Origin of the sequence: Rhizobacter sp. OV335 (genome assembly GCF_900142965.1) — a bacterium.
GTDB lineage: Bacteria > Pseudomonadota > Gammaproteobacteria > Burkholderiales > Burkholderiaceae_C > Rhizobacter.
In genome coordinates this window covers 39693-59586 of the sequence record NZ_FRCQ01000027.1, presented here as the reverse complement: position 1 = coordinate 59586, position 19894 = coordinate 39693, and the positions used below count along the sequence as shown (strand labels likewise).

Sequence of the window (19894 nt, the reverse complement as noted above, 5' to 3'; positions counted from 1 at the left end):
TGCTCATTTGAGCGAGACTGTTCGCGACCTGCGGCTGGCTTGAGGCGCGGCGCCCCCCTTACATCGAAGCCAGCAGCATCTCGCGGTAGTCCTCCCGCGTCGCGAGGCGCGGGTTCGTCTTGTGGCAGTGGTCGACCATCGCGCCGTCGATCACGCGCTCGAACAGCTCTTCGGTCACGCCGAGGGCCGCGAGCCCCGGCGCCAGGCCGAGCCGCGCATTCATCTCGCGGACCGCCTCGGCGATCTCGGTGCCCCTCGAGTCGCATGAGCCGATGCCCATCGCGTGCGCCATGCGCGCCAGCCGTCGCTCGCGCACGATCGATTCGGCGCTGGCATTGAAGCGCAGCACCGCCGGCAGGAACATCGCGTTCAGCGTGCCGTGGTGCAGCTTCGGGTTCACGCTGCCCAGGCTGTGGCTCAGCGAATGCACGCAGCCGAGGCCCTTCTGGAAGGCCATCGCGCCCTGCAGGCTCGCGCTCATCATGTTCCAGCGCGCGTCGCGGTCCTGGCCGTTGCGCGTCGCCCGCTCGATGTGGCCCCAGCCGCGCTCCAGCCCGTCGAGCGCGATGCCGTCGGCGGGCGGGTTCACCGCCGGCGCCATGAAGGTCTCCATGCAATGCGCGATCGCGTCCATGCCGGTCGCGGCCGTCAGCAGCGGCGGCAGGCCGAGCGTCAGCGCCGGGTCGCAGATCGCCGCGCGCGGCAGCAGGTTCCAGTTGTGGAAGCCGAGCTTGCGGCCGTCGTCGACGATCACGATCGCGCCGCGCGCGACCTCGCTGCCGGTGCCCGCCGTCGTCGGCACCGCGATCACCGGCGTCACGCGGTCGGTGATCTTCGTGCTGCCGCCCTCGATGGTGGCGTAGGTCTTCATCGGGCCGTCGTGGGTCGCGGCGATCGCGACACCCTTGGCCAGGTCCATGCTCGACCCGCCACCGACCGCGATCAGCCCGTCGCAGCCGTGCTCGCGCCAGACCTGCACCGCGGAACGCACCGCTGCCTCGGTCGGGTTGAACGGCGTGCCGTCGAACACCGCGTGGGGCAGGGCGCCGAGCGCGGCCAATGCCTGGTCGAGCACGCCGGCCGCGCGCACGCCGGCATCGGTGACGACCAGCGGCTTGCGAATGCCGATGCGCTCGCATTCGCCGGGCAGCAGCTTCAAGGCGCCGAAGTCGAGCTGGATCTGCGTGAGGTAGTAGATGAAGGCCATGGCGGAACGGAGCGTTGCGATGGGACCGGCCAGTATGCTCTGGCACACTCGCCCCCCGTGAGCTCGCATCCCCTGACCCCCGCGATGAGCAGCCTGCTGTATCGCATCGGCCGCGCCAAGCGCCCCCCGTTCCACACCATGCCGGTCGCGCAGGCTCGCGAGGTCTACACCGCGGCTGCCGAAACCATCGACCCGCCGCGTGCGCCGCTGGCGCGCGTCGAGGATTTCACGCTGCCTGCCGACGACGGCACGCCGTTGCGCGCCCGGCTCTACGCGCCGTCGACCGGCCGGCTGCCGCTGATGATGTACCTGCATGGCGGCGGGTTCACGATCGGCAACCTCGAGACCCACGACAGCCTGTGCCGCCAGTTCGCGCAGCGCAGCGGCACCGCGGTGGTCGCGATCGACTACCGGCTCGCGCCGGAGCACCGCTTCCCGACCGCGGTGGGCGATGCCTGGGCCGCCATGAGCTGGCTGGCGGCGCATGCCGAGACGTTGGGGCTCGACGCCCGCCGCATGGCCGTCGGCGGCGACAGCGCCGGCGGCACGCTCGCCGCAGTGAGCGCGATCCACGCGCGCGACATCGGCCTGCCGCTCGCGCTGCAGGTGCTGATCACGCCCGGCACCACGGCCTACGCCGACACGCCGTCGCACCGCGAATTCGCCGAAGGCTTCCTGCTCGACGCCCCCGGCATCGAGTGGTTCTTCGGCCACTACATCGCCCACGCCGACCGCGGCGACTGGCGCTTCGCCCCGCTGAACGCGCCCGATCTCGACGGCGTCGCGCCGGCCTGCGTGGTGCTGGCCGAATGCGACCCGCTGGTCGACGAGGGCGTCGCCTACGCCGACAAGCTGCGCACCTCCGGCGTCGCGGTCGACCTGGAGCTGTACCGCGGCGTCACGCACGATTTCATCAAGATGGCGCGCGAGCTCGACGAAGCGATCGCCGCGCAGGACGCCATCGCCGCCGCACTGAAGAAGGCCTTGCTGTCATGAAACGCACCGATTTCCGATTCCTCGAGCGGCTGCGCGTGCGCTGGGCCGAGGTCGACCTGCAGCAGATCGTCTTCAACGGCCACTACCTGATGTACTTCGACACCGCGGTGGCCGGCTATTGGCGGGCGCTCGCGATGCCGTATGCATCGACGATGCACTACCTGGGCGGCGACCTGTTCGTGCGCAAGTCCACCCTCGAGTACGAAGGCTCGGCACGCTACGACGACGTGCTCGACATCGGCGTGCGCTGCGGGCGCATCGGCACCTCGTCGATGGTGTTCAGCGCGGCCGCCTTCCGGCAGGACCAGCTGCTGGTCAGCGCCGAGCTGGTCTACGTGTTCGCCGACCCGGTCGCGCACACCTCGAAGCCGGTGCCGCAGGAGTTGCGCGAGCTGCTGCAGGATTTCGAGGCCGGCAAGCCGATGGTGGAGGTGCGTGTCGGCGCCTGGGCCGAGCTGGGCCGCGATGCGCAGCGCATCCGCACCGAGGTGTTCGTCGAAGAGCAGAAGATCCCGCCGGAGCGCGAATGGGACGATGCCGATGCCGACTGCCTGCACGCCGTCGCGTACAACCATTTCGGCGCGGCGCTGGCGACCGGCCGGCTGCTGGAGCACGTGCCCGGCGTCGCGAAGATCGGCCGCATGGCGGTGACGCAGGCGATGCGCGGCAGCGGCGTCGGCCGGGCGGTGCTCGACGCGCTGATGAAGGCGGCGCGCGAGCAGGGCTACCGCGAAGCGGTGCTGCATGCGCAGACCTCGGCCGAGGCGTTCTACACGCGGGCCGGGTTCGCGCCGCGCGGGCCGGTGTTCGAGGAAGTCGACATCCCGCACGTCGAGATGGTGCGCAGCCTGTAGCGGCCATCGGATCGAGGGGCCTTGGTCGAATCCACCGTTGCGAGCGGCGACGCCGGCGCGTATACCGTCATGGTTGTCTCTCGGTGTTGGGCGATGGACCTAGATTATTTCGGGTCGGAGCAGGACGTTCAGGCGCTGGAACGGCAATTGACCGTCGTCGATGAGGCGCTGCGCCCGCAACGGCTCGCCGCGCTCGCCTGGTACCTGCGCCAGCGCCACACGCAGCGCGCGTTGGCGCTGGTCGACGAGGCGCAGGCGCTGCTGGCGGCCGGCGCACTCGACGCGGCCGGCGAGGCGCCACGCATCCGCTGCCTGGCCCGCCTGCAGCTGGTCCACGGCGAGGCGAAATGGCTGTTCGCCGAACTCGATGCGGCCAAGGGCCTGCTCGCGCAGGCGCGCGAGGGTTTCGAATCGATCGGCGATTTCACCGGTGCCGGCGACGCCTCGCTCGCGCAGGCGATCCTGCTGCAGTACCACGCCGACGAGCCCGCGCGCGCCAACGAATGCTTTGCCGACGCGCTGGCCGCCTACCAGCGCGCCGGCGACGCGGTGCGCCTGCGCTGCGCCGAGGCCAGCCTCGCGCTGGGCCAGTTCATGCAGGCGCCGGCGGCGGCCGTCGCGCGCTGGGGCGAGCTGCTGGCCGCCGCTGCGGCCTCGGGCCACGCCGGGCTCGATGCCCGCATCGCGGTGACGAACGGCTGGTTCGCGCAGTTCCGCGGCGAGCTGGTGCACGAGATCGCCTTCAACCAGCGGGCGTTCTCGCTGGCGCTGGCGGCCGGGCAGTTGCGCACCGCGATCATCGTCGCCGGCAACGTCACCCGCGCCTTCCTGAGCCTGAACGACCCGGCCCAGGGGCTGGAGTGGGCGGAGCGCGCCGTCGCGCTGGCCCGCAAGACGGGCTGGCCGGCGACGCTGACGCTCAGCCTCGGCTGGGTCGGCCTGGCGCTGCATCGAACCGGCCGCTCGCCGGCCGCGCGCGAACTGCTCGCCGAAAGCCTGGCCGGGCTGGGGGCGGCGTCGCGCGCGGGCACCTTCCACACCATTGCCGCCACGCTGCTGGGCGACGTGTGCTTCAGCCTGGGCGAGCATGCGGCCGCCGCCGACGCGTATGCGGTCAGCGAAGACATCGAGCGGCGTGCCGGCCGCGCCACCTGGTACCTGGCCGATGCGCTGCGCGGCAAGTCGCTGGTGCTGTCGCGCTTTCGCCGCAAGAGCGAGGCCATCGCCGCGGCCGAAGAGGCGCTCGCGATCCACGTGAAGGCGGGCGTGCGCTGGCGGCAGGCCGCCTGCCTGCAGGCGCTGGCCACCATCGCCCGCGAACATCAACTGTCGCCGCCGGCCGGTTCGAGCGCGGCGACCGGCGCGATCCACTACCTGGAACAGGCGCTCGCGATCGACGAGGAGACCGCGGGCAAGACGGTGTCCGACGAACTGTGCAGCGAGCTGTCGCGCGAGTACGAAGCGGTCGGCGATCTCGCGCGGGCGCTTGCCTTCGAACGGCGGGCGATGGCGGCACGCACCCGCATCCAGTCGAAGAAGGCGACCGACCTGACGGCGGCCATGCAGGTGCGCTTCGAGACCGAGCGTGCCAAGGACGACGCCGAGCACAACCGCGCGCTGGCCGAAGCCGAGGCGCGCCGGGCGGACGCAGAGGCGGCGGCCAACCGCGCGAAGAGCATGTTCCTGGCGAGCATGAGCCACGAGCTGCGTTCGCCGTTGAACGCGATGCTGGGCTTCTCGCGGCTGCTGATGCGCGACGCCAGCCTGGGCGAGCGCGCGCGCCGCGACGTCGGCGTCGTGCTGTCCAGCGGCGAGCACCTGTACCAGGTGATCAACCAGGTGCTGGAGCTGTCGAAGATCGAGGCCGGGCACATGGGCGTGCAGCCGGTCCGCTTCAACCTGCCGGTGGTGCTGCACGAGCTGGAGGAGGTGTTCGCGCTGAGCGCGCGGCAGAAGGGCCTGCGGCTGGCGGTGCAAGCCCGCTCGCCGCTGCCGACCCACGTGGAGGCCGACGTGCTGAAGCTGCGGCAGGTGCTGGTCAACCTGCTGGGCAATGCGATCAAGTTCACGCCGCAGGGCAGCGTGACGCTGGCGGTCCGGATGGTGGGCGACGGCCGGCTGCGCTTCAGCGTCACCGACACCGGCGTCGGCATTGCCGCCGGCGAACTGGCGACGCTGGGCGAGGCCTTCGTGCAGGCCCAGGCCGGCCGGCAGGCGGCCGAAGGCACCGGCCTCGGGCTGGCGCTCAGCCGCGGCTTCCTGCAGGTGATGGGCGGTGAACTGCACATCGAGAGCGAACACGGCCGGGGCACGACGGCGCAGTTCGAGATCCCGGTGCGCGTGCTCGAGGCAAGCACGGCGGTGGGTGCCGCGGCGGCGCCGGGCCGCGCCGTCGCGCTCGCCGCGGGCACGCCGCAGCAGCGCATCCTGGTCGTCGACGACCAGGCCGACGGCCGGGCGCTGCTGGTCCGGCTGCTGCAGCCGCTGGGCTTTGCGGTGCGGGAGGCGGCCAACGGGCGCGAAGCGGTGGACCTGTGGCGGCAGTGGGCGCCGCAGCTGATCCTGATGGACATGCGCATGCCGGTGATGGACGGGCGTGAGGCGACGCGGCAGGTGAAGACGGGCGTGGGGGCGGGCACAGTCGTGATCGCCCTGACCGCCAGCAGCTTCGAAGAGCAGCGCGAGGAGTTCCTCGGGCTCGGCTGCGACGACTTTCTCGGCAAGCCGTTCAAGGAAGAAGCGCTGCTGGAGATGATCGGCCAGCACCTCGGCCTGCGCTATGAGCATGAGCAGTTGCCGGCCGTGCCCGCCGAGGCGGTGCTCGACCCGCAGCGGCTGGCGCGGATCCCGCCGCCGCTGCTCGCCGGGCTGCGCAGCGCGCTCGATCACGGCGACCCGCAGTCCATCGAGCTGGCGCTGCAGCAGATCCGGCCCGGCGATGCCGACACCGCCGATGCGCTCGCGGCGATGGCCGCGCGGTTCGAGTTCAAGCGGATCCAGTCCTTGCTGAACGGGGCCCGCCCAGGACAGGAGCAAGGTCCATGAGCATCACGACGCGCCGGCAGTTCATCGGCCACGCCAGCGCCGCCCTCGGGGCCGCGGCCTTGCTCGGCCGCGTGGCGCGGGCAGAGCCGCCGGTCGACCCACCGATCGACACGCTGCGCATCCTCATCGGCTTCGCGGCCGGCGGCTCCGGCGACCTGCTGGCCCGCAGCGTGGCCGAATCGCTGCGTGGCACGCATGCGCGCACGACGCTGGTCGACAACAAGATCGGCGCCGGCGGCCAGCTCGCGCTGCTGTCGCTGAAGAACGCGCCGGCCGACGGCAGCACGCTGCTGCTGACGCCGTCGTCGATGCTGACGCTCTTTCCGCACACCTACAAGCAGCTGCCCTACGACCCGCTGCGCGACGTGGCCCCGGTGTCGCTGGCCTGCACCTTCGACCTGGCGTTCGCGGTCGGGCCGCTGGTCGATGCCTCGGTGCAGACGCTGGCGGATTTCCTCACGTGGTCGCGCGAGCATCCGGACGCCGCCAACTTCGGCAGCCCGGCCACCGGCTCGTCGACTCACTTCGTCGGCGAGATGCTCGCCCGCGCCGGCAACGTGCCGCTGCGCCATGTGCCGTACCGCGGCAGCCGGCCCGCCATCGTCGATCTGATGGGCGGGCAGATCGCCGCGGTCTGCGCCCCGCTGGGCGACATGCTGCCGCTGCTGCAGGCCAGGCCGATCCGCCTGCTGGCCGTGTGCGGCATACGGCGCAGCCGCTTCGCGCCGCAGGTGCCGACCTTCGTGGAGCAGGGCTTCAAGGACATCGTCGCCGACGGCTGGTACGCCTTCTACCTGCCGGGCGGTGCGAACGCGCAGGTCGTGCAGCGTGCGAATGCCGCGCTGCGCGCCGCCCTCGACGATGCGCAGGTGGTCGCGGAGCTGGCCCGGATGGGCTTCGATCCCGCCGGTTCTTCGGCGGCCGAACTCGCGGCACTTCAGCGCCGCGACAGCGCACGCTGGGCCGCCATCGTCAAGGCACTCGGGTTCAGCGCGGTGTGATCAATCAGTCGGCGGCCGGCCGGGTGCGGCGCGGCCGTTCCGGCTTCAGCAGGCTGCGCACCCGCGTCTTGCGCGGCACGGCCGCGCCGCGGTTCGGCGGGTCGTCCGCCTCGTCGACGCTGCCCTGGGCCGGGGCCTCGGCCGGCGGCGCCTCGCTGTAGCGGGGCGGCCAGTCCTTCAGCGTCGAGCGGCGCAGCAGCGCCATGCCGCCGCTGGCGGCGTAGGTGCGTTCGAGCACGTGCGTGACGAGCCGCTTGTTGACGCGCTCGGTGATCACCAGCGTCGAGCAGCGGGTGCCGTAGCTGCCGTCCGGCGTGCGGATGAATGCGGCCGACAGCAGCTTTTCCCACTCGGGCGACACGCCGGTCGACGGCAGCAGCGCGTCGTCGGCCAGCGTGCGGTCGCCGAGCGCTTCGAACAGCCGGGAGCTGAGGGTGTCGACGCTGTCGCTCGCCGACAGCGCCGCATCGACGCGCGCCTTCAGCAGGTCGACCTTGGGCCACGGCGCATCGAGCCGGCCGTTCGACAGGCCGAACAGCCCGCGCTCGAGCCGCACCGGGTGCACCTCGTGGCTCGACGCCCAGAAGCATTCGCCGCGCTGGAAATCGGCGGCCACCAGGTTGAAGCCGTTGTGGCCGGCCAGCGCGGTGCGCATCCAGAAGCGGTCGGTCTGCAGGTCGCCCGACAGCCAGCGCGGCACGATCTCGCCGCGCGACGGCGCCTGCGGATCCTGGCGCGACGGATCGCGCACGTTGGTGATGAAGGCGAGGCGCCCGGCGGCGGTCAGGCCGAGCCAGGTGCCGCCGGCTTCGAGGTCGCGCCCGCCGAGGATGTCGGGGCGGCCTGCGCCGGGCGACCACCAGGCCAGGCGGGCGGTCGGGCGCTTGAAGAACTCGTCGCGGTTCGCCGCGATCACCAGCGGGAAGCGGCGCGACTGGTCGATCGCCAGCGCTACGAGGCACATGGCACGAAGCGCTCGCAGTGGCGGGGGCCGACGATCCACGGCGCGAGCACGGCGCCGAGCCGCGCTTCGATCTGGCGCGCCAGCGTGTCGTCGATGCCGTGGGGCGCGAAGGCGTAGGTTTCCATCCAGGTGTGGTGTTCGTCGCGGGAGTCGGGTCGGCGCAGCAGCCGGGCTTGGAGCCCGGGCCAGGCCGACTGCAACTGCGCCTGTGCCGCGAGAATCGCGGCCGACAGCGCCTCGGCGTCGCCAGCCTTCGCCCGATAGTAGATGAACAATTCGTGCACGCTGCCGCCGCCGCTGCGGGTCCGTGAAGTCGTGCCTGGAATGGCTGGAATGCCTGAGGCCGCGCGGCCGGTCAGGCCGTCACGTCGATGTCGACGTCGTAGGGCATCGGCTGGCGCACCAGCACCGGCCCGTCGGCGGCACCCAGGTGCAGGCTGCCGGCGTCGAGCGCCGCGAGCTTGACCTCGGCCAGCACGCGCTGCCCGGCCGCATTGACGACGAGGCCCGCCGGCTGGCCGGGATCGCCGCTGTGGAAGATCTCCTGCCCGGCGCTCGCCGGCACCGCGGAGTCGAACAGGAAGCTGCGCCGCTTGATGGTGCCGCGGTACTGGCTGCGCGCGACGATCTCCTGCCCGGGGTAGCAGCCCTTCTGGAAGTCGACGCCGCCGACCAGCTCGAAGTTGAGCATCTGCGGCACGAACTGGTCGACGGTGGCGGCTTCGACGCGCGGCACCGCGCTCGCGACCTCGCCCTCGCGCCAGGCGTCGAGCGACAGCGCGGGCAGGGCAGGGGCGGCGCTGCCGGCCGGCGCGGCCCACAGGTAACGTTCGTGACCATCGGCATCCGGCAGGCGCACCAGGCTGCCGCCGGCGTGCTCGCTGCGCTGCCACGGCGCGGGCAGCGCGGCTGTGCCCAGCCACGCCTGTGCCGAGGCACCGGCCAGGCCGTGCAGCACGAACTCGGCCGACGCGTCGCTCAGCTTGCACTGCGCGCGCAGCACGAACATCGACAGCCGCTTCAGCGTGGGCGCCAGCAGGTCGGCGCTGCAGGCGAGCAGCAGCTCGTCGGGCGCCGGCGCCCACACCACGAAGCTCGCGAGCAGCCGGCCCTTGGCCGAGCAGTAGCCGGCCAGCCGCGCCTTGTCTGCACCGAGTTGCGCGACGTCGCTGGTCAGCTGGCCGTGCAGGAACGACGCGGCATCGGCGCCGCGCGCGCGGATCACGCCCCAGTGGGAAAGGGTCGCGATGCCGTCGAGGGAGAGGGTTGTGCTCATTGGATACAAGCCGTGCAGGAGTGCCGATTATCATCAGCGCCCGTCATCGGGTCCCGACCGGGGTCTCCAGGCCTTCTTTCGAGCTTCCCGCCGTGAAATTCCTGCGCCGTCTCGTCCTGCTGGTGTTCGTGCTGGCCCTCCTCGCTGCCGGCGCGGCCGTCGGCGGCACGGTGTGGTGGCTGCAGCAGCCGCTGCCGCTGAATGCCGATGCGGTCGAGGTGTCGATCGAACCCGGCACCTCGCCGCGCGAGGTCGCGTTCGCGTGGACCCAGGCCGGCGTGCAGGCGCCGCCGGTGCTGCTTTACGAATGGTTCCGCTGGTCCGGCCAGGCGCGCAAGATCCGCGCGGGCAGCTATGCGATCACGCGCGGCATCACGCCGCGCGGCCTGCTCGACAAGATGGTGCGCGGCGACGAGGTGCTGTCCACCGTGCGCCTGATCGAAGGCTGGACCTTCCGCCAGTTCCGCGCCGAACTCGCGAAGGCCGAGAACCTGAAGCAGACCGTCACCGGCATGAACGATGCGCAGCTGATGGCCGCGATCGGCGCGGCCGGCCTCGCGCCCGAAGGCCGCTTCTATCCCGACACCTACGCCTACAGCAAGGGCGCGAGCGACGTCGCGGTGCTGAAGCGGGCGCACCGCGCGATGCAGCGCCAGCTGGAGCTGGCTTGGGCCGAGCGGGCCGCCAGCTCGCCGCTGCGCAACGCCGACGATGCGCTGACGCTGGCCTCGATCGTCGAGAAGGAAACCGGCACGCCGGCCGACCGCAGCCGGGTGGCCGGCGTGTTCACGAACCGGCTGCGCATCGGCATGCCGCTGCAGACCGACCCGACCGTGATCTACGGGCTGGGCGAGCAGTTCGACGGCAACCTGCGCAAGCGCGACCTGACCACCGACGGCCCGTACAACACCTACCTGCGCACCGGCCTGCCGCCGACGCCGATCGCGATGCCGGGACGGGCCTCGCTGCTGGCCGCGGTGCGGCCCGACACCACCAAGGCCTTGTACTTCGTGGCCCGCGGCGACGGCAGCAGCCAGTTCAGCGAGACGCTGGCCGAGCATAATCGCGCGGTCAACCAGTACCAGAAGTAGCCCACCAGTGCCCGTGCGCGGACGATTCATCACCTTCGAAGGCATCGACGGCGCCGGCAAGTCCACGCACATCGACGCGCTGGCCGAGCACCTGCGCAGCGCCGGCCAGCCGGTCGTGCTGACCCGCGAACCCGGCGGCACGCCATTGGCCGAGCAGTTGCGCGAGCTGCTGCTGCATTCGCCGATGGACCCGCTGACCGAAGCGCTGCTGGTGTTCGGCGCGCGCCGCGACCACCTCACGCAAGTCATCGAGCCGGCGCTGGCCGCCGGCCGCACCGTGCTGTGCGACCGCTTCACCGATGCGAGCTTCGCCTACCAGGGCGGCGGCCGCGGCTTCGATGCCGGCGTGCTGGCCACGCTGGAAGGCTGGGTGCACCGCCACCTGCAGCCTGACCTGACCTTCTGGTTCGACCTGCCGGCCGCGCTGGCCGCCGAGCGCCGCGCCGCGGTGCGCGCGCCGGACCGCTTCGAACAGCAGGACCTGGCGTTCTTCGAGCGCGTCCGCTCGGGGTATGAATCGCGCCGGCAGTCGGCGCCGGATCGCATCGTCCGCATCGATGCCGCCGCGCCGCGCGAGCAGGTCTGGCAGCAAGTTCTCGCGTCCCTGGAGCAGCACCCGTGGTAGATCCCGAAGGAAAGCTGCCCTTGCCCTGGCTGGCAGCGGCGCTCGACGAGGCGCTGCGCACGCAGCGCGGCCATGCGCTGCTGATCCACGGACCGCAGGGCATCGGCCAGTTCGAGCTGGGGCTGACGCTGGCGCAGTCGTGGTTGTGCGAGGCGGCGCCGGCAAGTGGCCCGTTCAAGCCCGCCTGCGGGCGTTGCGCGAGCTGCCACCTGGTGCAGGCGCGCTCGCATCCCGACCTGCTGGTGCTGCTGCCCGAGGCGCTGCGCGAATCGCTGGGCTGGGACAACGCCGACGACGGCGACAGCGAAGCCAAGGCCTCGAAGGCCAAGCCGAGCAAGGAGCTGAAGGTCGAGGCGATCCGTGGCGCGGTCAACTTTGCGCAGACCACCTCGGCGCGCGGGCGCGGCAAGGTCGTGCTGCTGCACCCGGCGGAGCGCATGAACGGCATCTCGGCCAACACGCTGCTGAAGACGCTGGAAGAGCCGCCCGGCCAGGCCCGTTTCATCCTCAGCAGCGGCTCGCCCGATGCGCTGCTGCCGACGATCCGCAGCCGCTGCCAGGCGCTGCCGCTCGCGCTGCCGCCGACCGACCAGGCGACGCGCTGGCTCGCCGAGCACAAGATCGCGCAGCCCGAGGTGCTGCTCGCCGCCGCCGGTGGCCAGCCGCTGCAGGCGCTCGACTGGGCGCAGGACGGCGTCGACGCGGTGGCCTGGCTGCGCCTGCCGAAGCAGCTCGCGGCCGGCGACGCGGGCCAACTCGCCGCGTGGCCGCTGCCGCGGCTGCTGGAGGCGATGCACAAGCTCTGCCATGACGCGCTGTGCCTGTCGTGCGGCGCGGCGCCGCGCTACTTTCCGCCGGCCTCGCTGCCCGCGGCGATGCCGCTGTACGGCCTGACGCGCTGGGCATCGGCGCTGTCCACCGCGAGCCGGCATGGCGAGCACCCGTGGAATCAGCCGGTGATGGTGGAATCCTTGGTGCAACAGGCCCGCGAGGCGCTGGCACCGGCGCGCCATGTCAAGGGTCCTTCGGTACACTCGACCCGATGAGCGATTCCTCCGCCACTCCCTCCCGCGCAGTCGCACCGGCCGCGGCCTCACGGCCGAGCGTCATCCAGCTGGTCTTCCGCGAAAAGGGCGCGCTGTACGCCGCCTTCATCCCGCTGTTCAGCGAAGGCGGCCTGTTCGTGCCGACCACCCGCGAGTACAAGCTCGGCGAAGACATCTACCTGCTGCTGTCGCTGCCGGACGACCCGCAGCGCTACCCGGTCGCCGGCAAGGTGTCGTGGATCACGCCGCCCAATGCGTCGGGCGGCCGCACCCAGGGCGTCGGCGTGCGCTTCCCGACCGACGAGAAGACCCGCGTGCTGAAGCTGAAGATCGAAGAGATCCTCGGCACCTCCATCCAATCCGCGAAGCCGACGCAGACGATCTGAATCGTTTGCCGCGCCGAGCGCGCCACCCCCTGCGATGTTCGTCGACTCCCACTGCCACCTGAGCTTTCCCGAGCTGCACGCTCGCCTGGACGAGATCCGCGCCGAGATGGCGGCCGCGCAGGTCGACCGCGCGCTGTGCATCTGCACGACGCTCGAGGAGTTCGACGGCGTGCAGGCGCTGGCGGCCGCCCACGACAACTTCTGGGCCTCGGTCGGCGTGCATCCCGACAACGAGGACGTGCTGGAGCCGAGCGTCGAGACGCTGGTGGCGCTGAGCCGCCGCGACAAGGTGGTCGCGATCGGCGAGACCGGGCTCGACTACTACCGCCTGAACGGCCGCAGCATCGCCGACATGGAATGGCAGCGCGAGCGCTTCCGGGTGCACATCCGCGCCGGGCTCGAGCGCGACCTGCCGCTGGTGATCCACACCCGCAGTGCGTCGGACGACACCGTCGCGTTGCTGAAGGAGCAGGGCGCCGGCCGCTCGCGCGGCGTGTTCCATTGCTTCACCGAGACGATGGCCGTCGCGCGCGACGCGCTCGACCTCGGCTTCCTGATCTCGTTCTCCGGCATCCTGACCTTCAAGAGCGCCGTCGAGCTGAAAGAGGTGGCGCGCTACGTGCCGCTGGACCGCTGCCTGATCGAGACCGACAGCCCGTACCTGGCCCCCGTGCCGTACCGCGGCAAGACCAACTCGCCGGCCTATGTGCCCTACGTGGCCAAGCAGCTCGCCGAGCTGAAGGGCTGCACGGTGGAAGAGGTCGCGGCGCAGACCAGCCGGAATTTCGAAGCGCTGTTCCGGCTGCCCGAGCCCGCCGGAATGTAAGCATCTGGATTTCAAGAATTGCATGAGGTAACTCATTCAATTCATTGATCCGTAACGATAAATATGATTTCATACGGAGCTGGATCACCGGCTTCCGCGGGCCACCACCGACAGACATGTCAGGGTTCTTCTGACCCCTCGTTTGGAGCAGTACCGACTACGAGGAAGAGGGTGCGGCGCCTACAGTGACTCCATCGATACACCCCGTTCACTGGAGCGTCACCATGCAGAGCACCGACAGCACCGAGATCGTTGGCAACCCCTTCGTTCTGATGATGAACCCGGCGGAGGTGTTCCAGGCGATGGAGCGCTCCGGGCGACTCGAGCGCCTGCAGCGCCGCATCTGCCGCCCGCTGGACAAGCCGCTGATCCCGCGCGTCGAATCCGACATCAACGCCTACGATCACCTGATCGACGCGGAACCCGAATCGGAAGGCGATTCAGCCGACTGATTTCCTCGGGGTCTGTCTCGTCCGGCCAGGCCGGCCTGACGTAGCATCGATGCACAACGCATCGATGACATGACCGCCAAGACACCCGCTTACGACGCGCTGGCCGCCCTGAGCCAACGCCTTCACCACTTCGATCACCTTCGTGCCATCGCCGGCTGGGACCAGGCCGCGATGATGCCGCCTAAGGGCAACGATGCCCGGGCTGCCGCGGTGGCCGAACTCTCGGCGCTGATGCATCGGTTGCGCACCGATCCGTCGACCGCCGGCGAACTCGAACGCGCCGGGCAGGAACCGCTCGACGACTTCCAGCGCGCGAACCTGCGCGAGATCCACCGCGAATGGCGGCTCGCGAACGCACTCCCCGAATCGCTCGTGCAGGCCCGCTCGCTGGCCACCGCACGCTGCGAACACGCATGGCGCACCCAACGACCGGCCAACGACTGGGCCGGCTTCGTCGTCAATTTCCGCGAGGTGCTGCGCGTCGGCCGCGAAGAAGCCCGCCTGCTGTCGGAGCAGACCGGCCTGTCGAAGTACGACGCACTGATGGACCGCTACGAACCCGGCATGACCAGCGCCGAGGTCGACCGCGTCTTCGGCGACCTGCAGCAATGGCTGCCGGGGCTGATCGCCCAGGTGCGCGAGCGCCAGGCCCGCGAGGCCTGCATCGAGCCGGTGGGGCCGTTCCCGGTCGAGCAGCAGCGCCGGCTGTGCGAGGCGGTGATGCACCTGCTGGACTTCGATTTCGACGCCGGCCGGCTCGACACCAGCGCCCATCCGTTCTCCGGCGGCGTGCCCGAAGACGTGCGCCTGACCACCCGCTACCGCGAAGATGGCTTCCTGCAAAGCCTGATGGGCACCATCCACGAGACCGGCCACGGCCGCTACGAGCAGAACCGCCCGCGCGGCTGGCTCGGCCAGCCGGTATCCAATGCGCGCTCGATGGCCCTCCATGAAAGCCAGAGCCTGAGCTTCGAGATGCAGCTCGGCTGCAGCCGCGGCTTCACGCAACTGCTGGCGCCGATGCTGGCCACGCATTTCGGTGCGCAGCCGGCCTTCGCGCCCGACAACCTCTACCGCCTGGTCACGCGCGTGAACCCGGGCTTCATCCGCGTCGACGCCGACGAGGTGACCTACCCGGCCCACGTGATCCTGCGCTACCGGATCGAGCGGGCGCTGATCGAAAGCGAGATCGAGCCGGAGGACGTCCCCGGCCTGTGGGACGCCGGCATGATGGAACTGCTGGGCGTCGACACCCGCGGCAACTTCACCAACGGCCCGCTGCAGGACGTGCACTGGCCCGAGGCGCTGTTCGGCTATTTCCCGTGCTACACGCTGGGTGCGATGTATGCCGCACAGTGGTTCGCGACCTTGCGCCGCCTGCACCCCGACCTCGATTCGCGCATCGCCGCCGGCGACCTGTCACCGGTGTTCGACTGGCTGCGCGAGAACGTGTGGCAGCAGGCGAGCCGCTGGACGACGGCCGAACTCGCGGTGCGCGCGAGCGGCGAGCCGCTGAACCCGCTGCACTTCCGCAGGCACCTCGAAAGCCGCTACCTGGGCTGATCGGTCGGCCGATCGGGGAGGGCGCTGCGGCGCGGCCGCACCATCGCGTCGAGCAGCCGTTCGAGCGCGCCGGGCAGGTCGCGGCAGCGCCCGGTGTGCACCGGCGAGGTCTGGATCGCGGTGCTGCGGGGCGCCACCAGCCAGTCGAAACGCTCGCGCGGCAGCAGTCGGCCGAGCGCGCCCGCATCGGCGCCGCCGCGGCAGATCGCCGGGATCGCGGCCAGCGACGCGCGGATCGCGGCCAGGTCGAGCCCCGGGTCGAGCGCGAGCAGCCGCGCCTCGTCGACCTCGATGCCGGCCTGCAGGAAACCCGAGGGCGCGCAGGAGACGATCGCCCCGACGTTGATGAACTCGCCGCGCTCGACCCGCGGCACCACGCGCACGATCGCGTAGTCGTAGGTGCAGAGGTCAGCGGAGCTGGGAGCGGGCACGGATCGCCTCCTCGACAAAGACATGCGACGCCGCCAGCCGGCGCGTCAGGTAGTCGGCATAGGCCTGGCGGTGCGCGGCATGGTCGGCGAACACCTCGGGCTCGTCGAGCCAGGCATCGGGAATCAGCGCGACGATGTCGGCGATGGCCTGCGGCGTGATCGCTTCTCGCATGCGCTGGTCGGCCTCGGGCAGCGCGGCGGCGAACGGCAGCAGCACATGGTCGCGCACCAGCGCGAACGGGCTGGCCGCGCGGTCGAGGTGGCCGTCCCACGAATGATGGAAATACAGCGCCGCGCCGTGGTCGATCAGCCACAGCCGGCGGTGCCACATCAGCAGGTTGCTGTTGCGCGGCGTGCGGTCGACGTTGGTGACGAAGGCGTCGTGCCAGACGATGGCCGACGCGATGTCGGCGGCCGGCTGGTCGGCCAGCGGGTCGAAGGTGACCGAGCCGGGCAGGTAGTCGAGCGCGAGGTTCAGGCCGGCGCTCGCGCGGATCAGGTCCTGGATCTCGGGGTCGGGTTCGGTGCGGGCGAGTTCGGCCTCGAGCTCGACCAGCACGATCTCGGGCACCGCGAGGCCGGCCACGCGCGCCAGCTCGCCGCACACCAGCTCGGCGATCAGCGCCTTCGGGCCCTGGCCTGCACCGCGGAACTTCAGCACGTAGAGGCCCTGATCATCGGCCTCGATGATCGCGGGCAAGGAACCGCCTTCACGCAGCGGCGTGACGTAGCGGTGGGCGCAGACGGTGCGCAGGGTCGGGCGGGGCATCGGGCGATTGTCGCCGCATCGGCCCGCCGCACCCAGGCGCTACAGTGCCGATGCCACTGCCTCCCCTTCCATGAACGACGCCAGCAGCCCCGACAACCTCGCCGCTCAGCCTTTCGACACTGCGACATGGGCGGCCGCCCTCGACGACAGTGCATTGCGCCGCGCCAGCAGTTCGGCGATCTTCCAGCGCGGCAAGACCTACGCCGGCTCCGGCGCCGTGGACGTGACGGAAGAGGAGCGGGGCGACAGTCCGTCGATCCGCGCCACCATCACCGGGACCAGCCCTTACGCCACCGAGGTGTGGATCGAGGATGGCGAGGTCGGTGGCGACTGCGACTGTCCGAACGCGGAAGACGGCTGGTTCTGCAAGCACCAGGTGGCCCTCGCGCTGGTCTGGCGCGAGCGCCTGAGCGGCCAGGCGCCGACCCTCGACGAGGAATCCCGCAAGAAGGTCCAGGCCAGCGTGAAGCGGGCGCAGACCCTGAAGGACCGCCGGCAGGCGCTGGCGGACTTCCTGCATTCGCAACCGGTCGCCGTGCTGGCAGATCGCCTGCTGGGCCTGGCCGATCGCGATCACGAGATCGGCCGCGAGCTGCAGCAGTGGCGCAAGCTGAGCGACGCGCCTGACAAAGCCTCCAACCTCAAGGCGCTGGTGACCGAGATCATGGCGCCGGGCCGTGACTTCATCAGCTGGGACGAGAGCCACGCCTATGCCCGCAGGGCGGAGGCCGTCCTGCCTCTGCTGGCACAGACTCGCGAACGGGATCCTTCCGGGGCCGCTGCGCTGTGCCTGCACGCCATGCGCCGGGGTTGGGCGGTGCTGATGCAGGCCGATGATTCCAACGGAGACGTCGGTGGCTTGATTCAAGACATCGGTGCCGAATGGGTTCGGGCGCTGTCAGGAGCCGGCCCTCAGCCGGCAGCGTTCGGGGAGGCGTACCTGCAACTGCGGCTCGACGATCCGTTCGGATGCTTCGACACGGCCGCGGCTGAAGCTGCGATGGGCACGCCAGCACTCGCGCGCTACCGCAAGGCACTCGCCACGCGCTGGCGCGAAACCAAGGACGCCGTGCTTGCGGTCCGTGCAGAGCACGCGGCCCAGGTGGCACAGGCGAACGCGAACAGGAAGCGACCGCCGCCTTTCGACCCGCAGCGCGAAAGCGACATGCGGTTGTGGGCGCTGGAACGCATGCACCTGGACCGGCTTGAGGCGGATGGCGACATCGACGGTGCCCTCGCGGTGATGCGGGAAGGCATGACGCGGGAAGGCATGACCGCCCCCGGCGACTACCACCGGGTCACCGTGTTCCTGGAGCGGCATGGACGGCTGCGAGACGCCTTCGCGAATGCAGAACTGGGATGCAAGCTGCACCCGGGCGAGTCCTGGCTGGAGGACGATCTACTGCGCTGCTACGAGCGCGATGGCTGGGTCGAGGAGGCCTTCGTGTTGCGGCGGCATCGGTTCGGCAGAAGTCCGGGCGTTGACCGCTACCACGAGACGCTGAAGGCCGGGGCCGCCGCCGCACGCGATGCCGAGGCGCTGCGGGCCGAGTTGCAGCAGGTGCTGGTCGCTGACGAGGAACGCGAAATGGGGCGTTCTGCTGCGCACGGGGGGAGATTCTTTCCAGGCCGCATCGGCGCGCGCGCCGAGCAGCGGAATGTCTCGCTGCGGGCCGAGGTGCTGTGTTCGGAGGGGCGGTGGGACGAGGCGCTGGCCCTGGTGCAGCCGCCGGCGTGGTGCCGCAACAGCGTGCTGACCCACCTGGCCAGGCGGCTGGGACCGCAGCAGTCGGCGCAACGCATCGAACTCCTGATGCGCGTGTTCGCCGCAGAGATGAGCGATTCGAAGAGCCCGTACCGGCAGGAACTGGAACTGGTCGAAGAAATCGCCGGGCTGCTCGACGCAACACGCCGGGTGCAATGGCTCCTCGAGCTTCGTCGCGAGTACAAGGCCAAGAGGAACTTCGTGCGCGATCTTCCTCCGGCGTGACCGTTGGTGGCGCTTCAGGTGCCGCCGTAGCGCTCGGTGCGGATCGTCGCGGCATCGAGGCCGGCGGCGCGCAGGCCGGATGCGATGACCTCGACGAAGGGTGTTGCGCCGCAGACGAACGCCGATGCGGGGGCATGGCTCCAGTCGGCCAATGCCTCGCGCAGCAAGGCGTCGTCCAGTCGGCGATCGAAGTCACCAGGTCGGCGGCGGGGCTCGCGCGTGGTGACGAAGACCAGCCGCAGCGACGGATCGGCCTGCGCCATCACGGCGAGTTCCTCGGCGCAGATCAGCTCTTCATGCCGGCGCGCCGAATACAGCAGCAGCGTCGGCACGCCGTGGCCCGCCGCGTGGCGCAGCCGCAGCATCGCGAGCAGCGGCACCACGCCCGAGCCGCCGCCGACCAGCAGCAGCGGGCCGCCATCCACCGGCTGCCACACGAAGTGCCCGCCGATCGGGCCGCGCGCTTCCAGCGTGTCGCCGGCCTCGGCCACGTCGTGGAACCACGGCGAGACCTCGCCGTCGTCGAGCCGCTCGACCATCAGCTCGACCCGCGCCGCGCCGGGCGCCGACGCGATCGAGTAGCTGCGCTGCGCCTGGTAGCCGTCGGGCGCCGTCAGCCGCAGGTCCAGGTGCTGGCCGGCCAGCGACGCGGGCAACCGCAGGCGCAGGAACACGCTGACGACGCGCGGCGTGCGCCGCACGATCTCGTCGATCGCGACCTCTTGCCAGGTGCCGGTGGCCATCACGGATCGTTCGTGTAGCGCTGTTCGCGCCACGGATCGCCGCGCAGGTGATAGCCGCGCAGCTCCCAGAAACCGGCCTCGTCGCGCGCGGTGAAGCGCAGGCCCTTCAGCCACTTCGCGCTCTTCCAGAAATACAGGTGCGGCACCAGCAGCCGCGCCGGGCCGCCGTGCTCCGGGGCGAGCGGGGCGCCGCCGAAGCGGGTCGCGACCATCGCCTGGCCGTTGACCAGGTCGGCCAGCGGCACGTTGGTGTCGTAGTCGTCGAACGAGCGCGCCAGCACATACGGCGTCGGCGCCTCGAGGCCGGCGGCGCGCAGCAGGTCGTCGATGGTGACGCCCTGCCATTCGGTGTCGAACTTCGACCAGGTGGTTACGCAGTGGATGTCGCCGCGCCAGGTGGTCTGGGGCAGGGCGTTGAACTCGTCCCACGACCAGCTGGCCAGCGGCCGCGGCCCGTGGTGCAGCGTGAAGCGCCAATCGGCCAGCGGCACCTCGGGCGTCGGTCCGTACGACAACACCGGGAAGTCATCGGTGAGGTGCTGGCCGGGGGGCAGCCGCTTCACCACGTCGGTGGCGGGGCGGCGGCCGAAGAATCCGCGGGTTGCCATGAATCAGAGTCTCCTGGTTGA

The 19894-nt window shown here is 71.0% G+C and carries 20 protein-coding genes; 12 read left to right on the top strand and 8 right to left on the bottom strand.

Translation table 11 applies throughout. The features are described 5' to 3' along the window. Window positions 1-58: 58 nt before the first annotated feature. Window positions 59-1207 carry an iron-containing alcohol dehydrogenase gene (locus BUE42_RS24085; protein ID WP_073467832.1) on the bottom strand — a complete coding sequence of 383 codons (1149 nt, stop codon included), beginning with the start codon at window positions 1205-1207 and terminating at the stop codon, window positions 59-61. Window positions 1208-1291: 84 nt separating this feature from the next. Here BUE42_RS24085 and BUE42_RS24080 point away from each other — a divergent pair, with 84 nt between their 5' ends. The 4 genes from BUE42_RS24080 (at window position 1292) to BUE42_RS24065 (ending at window position 7103) form a co-directional block, all read left to right on the top strand. Then, window positions 1292-2203, top strand: coding sequence for an alpha/beta hydrolase (locus tag BUE42_RS24080; protein ID WP_073467831.1), 912 nt, complete (start codon window positions 1292-1294; stop codon window positions 2201-2203). Next, window positions 2200-3057, top strand: coding sequence for a YbgC/FadM family acyl-CoA thioesterase (locus tag BUE42_RS24075; RefSeq protein ID WP_073467830.1), 858 nt, complete (start codon window positions 2200-2202; stop codon window positions 3055-3057). The genes BUE42_RS24080 and BUE42_RS24075 overlap by 4 nt, the downstream gene beginning before the upstream one ends. Before the next feature lie 147 nt (window positions 3058-3204). Further along, complete coding sequence (locus tag BUE42_RS24070; RefSeq protein WP_073467829.1) at window positions 3205-6102, top strand: hybrid sensor histidine kinase/response regulator; 2898 nt, start codon at window positions 3205-3207, stop codon at window positions 6100-6102. Further along, the gene (locus tag BUE42_RS24065) at window positions 6099-7103 is read left to right on the top strand and encodes a tripartite tricarboxylate transporter substrate-binding protein (RefSeq protein WP_073467828.1); all 1005 of its coding nucleotides are present in this window, start codon (window positions 6099-6101) and stop codon (window positions 7101-7103) included. The genes BUE42_RS24070 and BUE42_RS24065 overlap by 4 nt, the downstream gene beginning before the upstream one ends. Window positions 7104-7107: 4 nt before the next feature. On the opposite strand, the gene BUE42_RS24060 is transcribed toward BUE42_RS24065, so the two are convergent. The 3 genes from BUE42_RS24060 to BUE42_RS24050 form a co-directional block, all read right to left on the bottom strand. After that, window positions 7108-8067 (bottom strand): NRDE family protein, encoded by a 960-nt coding sequence (locus BUE42_RS24060; protein ID WP_073467827.1) that lies wholly within the window; start codon window positions 8065-8067, stop codon window positions 7108-7110. Further along, complete coding sequence (locus BUE42_RS24055; protein WP_073467826.1) at window positions 8055-8342, bottom strand: DUF4936 family protein; 288 nt, start codon at window positions 8340-8342, stop codon at window positions 8055-8057. Before BUE42_RS24055 ends, BUE42_RS24060 begins: the two co-directional genes overlap by 13 nt. Before the next feature lie 80 nt (window positions 8343-8422). After that, a complete protein-coding gene (locus tag BUE42_RS24050; RefSeq protein ID WP_073467825.1) occupies window positions 8423-9343 on the bottom strand; it encodes a CAF17-like 4Fe-4S cluster assembly/insertion protein YgfZ in 921 nt (306 codons plus the stop codon). Between the two features lie 92 nt (window positions 9344-9435). On the opposite strand from BUE42_RS24050, the gene mltG reads away from it, so the two are divergent. The 7 genes from mltG (at window position 9436) to BUE42_RS24015 (ending at window position 15332) form a co-directional block, all read left to right on the top strand. Further along, window positions 9436-10434: an endolytic transglycosylase MltG gene (mltG, locus tag BUE42_RS24045; protein ID WP_073467824.1), complete on the top strand. Its 999-nt coding sequence runs from the start codon at window positions 9436-9438 to the stop codon at window positions 10432-10434. Between the two features lie 13 nt (window positions 10435-10447). Beyond that, window positions 10448-11059, top strand: a complete 612-nt coding sequence (gene tmk, locus BUE42_RS24040; RefSeq protein WP_073467874.1) for a dTMP kinase — start codon at window positions 10448-10450, stop codon at window positions 11057-11059. Between the two features lie 20 nt (window positions 11060-11079). Then, window positions 11080-12105, top strand: a complete 1026-nt coding sequence (locus BUE42_RS24035; RefSeq protein WP_235002571.1) for a DNA polymerase III subunit delta' — start codon at window positions 11080-11082, stop codon at window positions 12103-12105. After that, window positions 12102-12491, top strand: a complete 390-nt coding sequence (locus BUE42_RS24030; protein ID WP_073467822.1) for a PilZ domain-containing protein — start codon at window positions 12102-12104, stop codon at window positions 12489-12491. The genes BUE42_RS24035 and BUE42_RS24030 overlap by 4 nt, the downstream gene beginning before the upstream one ends. A gap of 34 nt (window positions 12492-12525) precedes the next feature. Next, window positions 12526-13317, top strand: a complete 792-nt coding sequence (locus tag BUE42_RS24025) for a TatD family hydrolase (protein WP_073467821.1) — start codon at window positions 12526-12528, stop codon at window positions 13315-13317. Window positions 13318-13541: 224 nt separating this feature from the next. Then, on the top strand, window positions 13542-13769 hold the full coding sequence (locus BUE42_RS24020) for a hypothetical protein (protein ID WP_073467820.1): 228 nt from the start codon (window positions 13542-13544) through the stop codon (window positions 13767-13769). Between the two features lie 69 nt (window positions 13770-13838). Continuing rightward, entirely contained in the window at window positions 13839-15332 is a 1494-nt protein-coding gene (locus BUE42_RS24015; RefSeq protein ID WP_073467819.1) for a carboxypeptidase M32, read from the top strand. Here BUE42_RS24015 and BUE42_RS24010 read toward each other — a convergent pair. After that, window positions 15320-15763, bottom strand: coding sequence for a DUF3037 domain-containing protein (locus BUE42_RS24010; RefSeq protein WP_235002569.1), 444 nt, complete (start codon window positions 15761-15763; stop codon window positions 15320-15322). The two genes, BUE42_RS24015 and BUE42_RS24010, sit on opposite strands and share 13 nt — an antisense overlap. Continuing rightward, the gene (locus tag BUE42_RS24005) at window positions 15741-16532 is read right to left on the bottom strand and encodes a HipA family kinase (protein ID WP_143171717.1); all 792 of its coding nucleotides are present in this window, start codon (window positions 16530-16532) and stop codon (window positions 15741-15743) included. Before BUE42_RS24005 ends, BUE42_RS24010 begins: the two co-directional genes overlap by 23 nt. A gap of 70 nt (window positions 16533-16602) precedes the next feature. Here BUE42_RS24005 and BUE42_RS24000 point away from each other — a divergent pair, with 70 nt between their 5' ends. Continuing rightward, the gene (locus BUE42_RS24000; protein WP_073467817.1) at window positions 16603-18522 is read left to right on the top strand and encodes an SWIM zinc finger family protein; all 1920 of its coding nucleotides are present in this window, start codon (window positions 16603-16605) and stop codon (window positions 18520-18522) included. 14 nt (window positions 18523-18536) lie between these two features. On the opposite strand, the gene BUE42_RS23995 is transcribed toward BUE42_RS24000, so the two are convergent. Next, window positions 18537-19265: an FAD-binding oxidoreductase gene (locus tag BUE42_RS23995; protein ID WP_073467816.1), complete on the bottom strand. Its 729-nt coding sequence runs from the start codon at window positions 19263-19265 to the stop codon at window positions 18537-18539. Next, entirely contained in the window at window positions 19265-19873 is a 609-nt protein-coding gene (locus tag BUE42_RS23990; RefSeq protein WP_073467815.1) for a sulfite oxidase-like oxidoreductase, read from the bottom strand. The genes BUE42_RS23995 and BUE42_RS23990 overlap by 1 nt, the downstream gene beginning before the upstream one ends. Window positions 19874-19894: the final 21 nt, after the last annotated feature.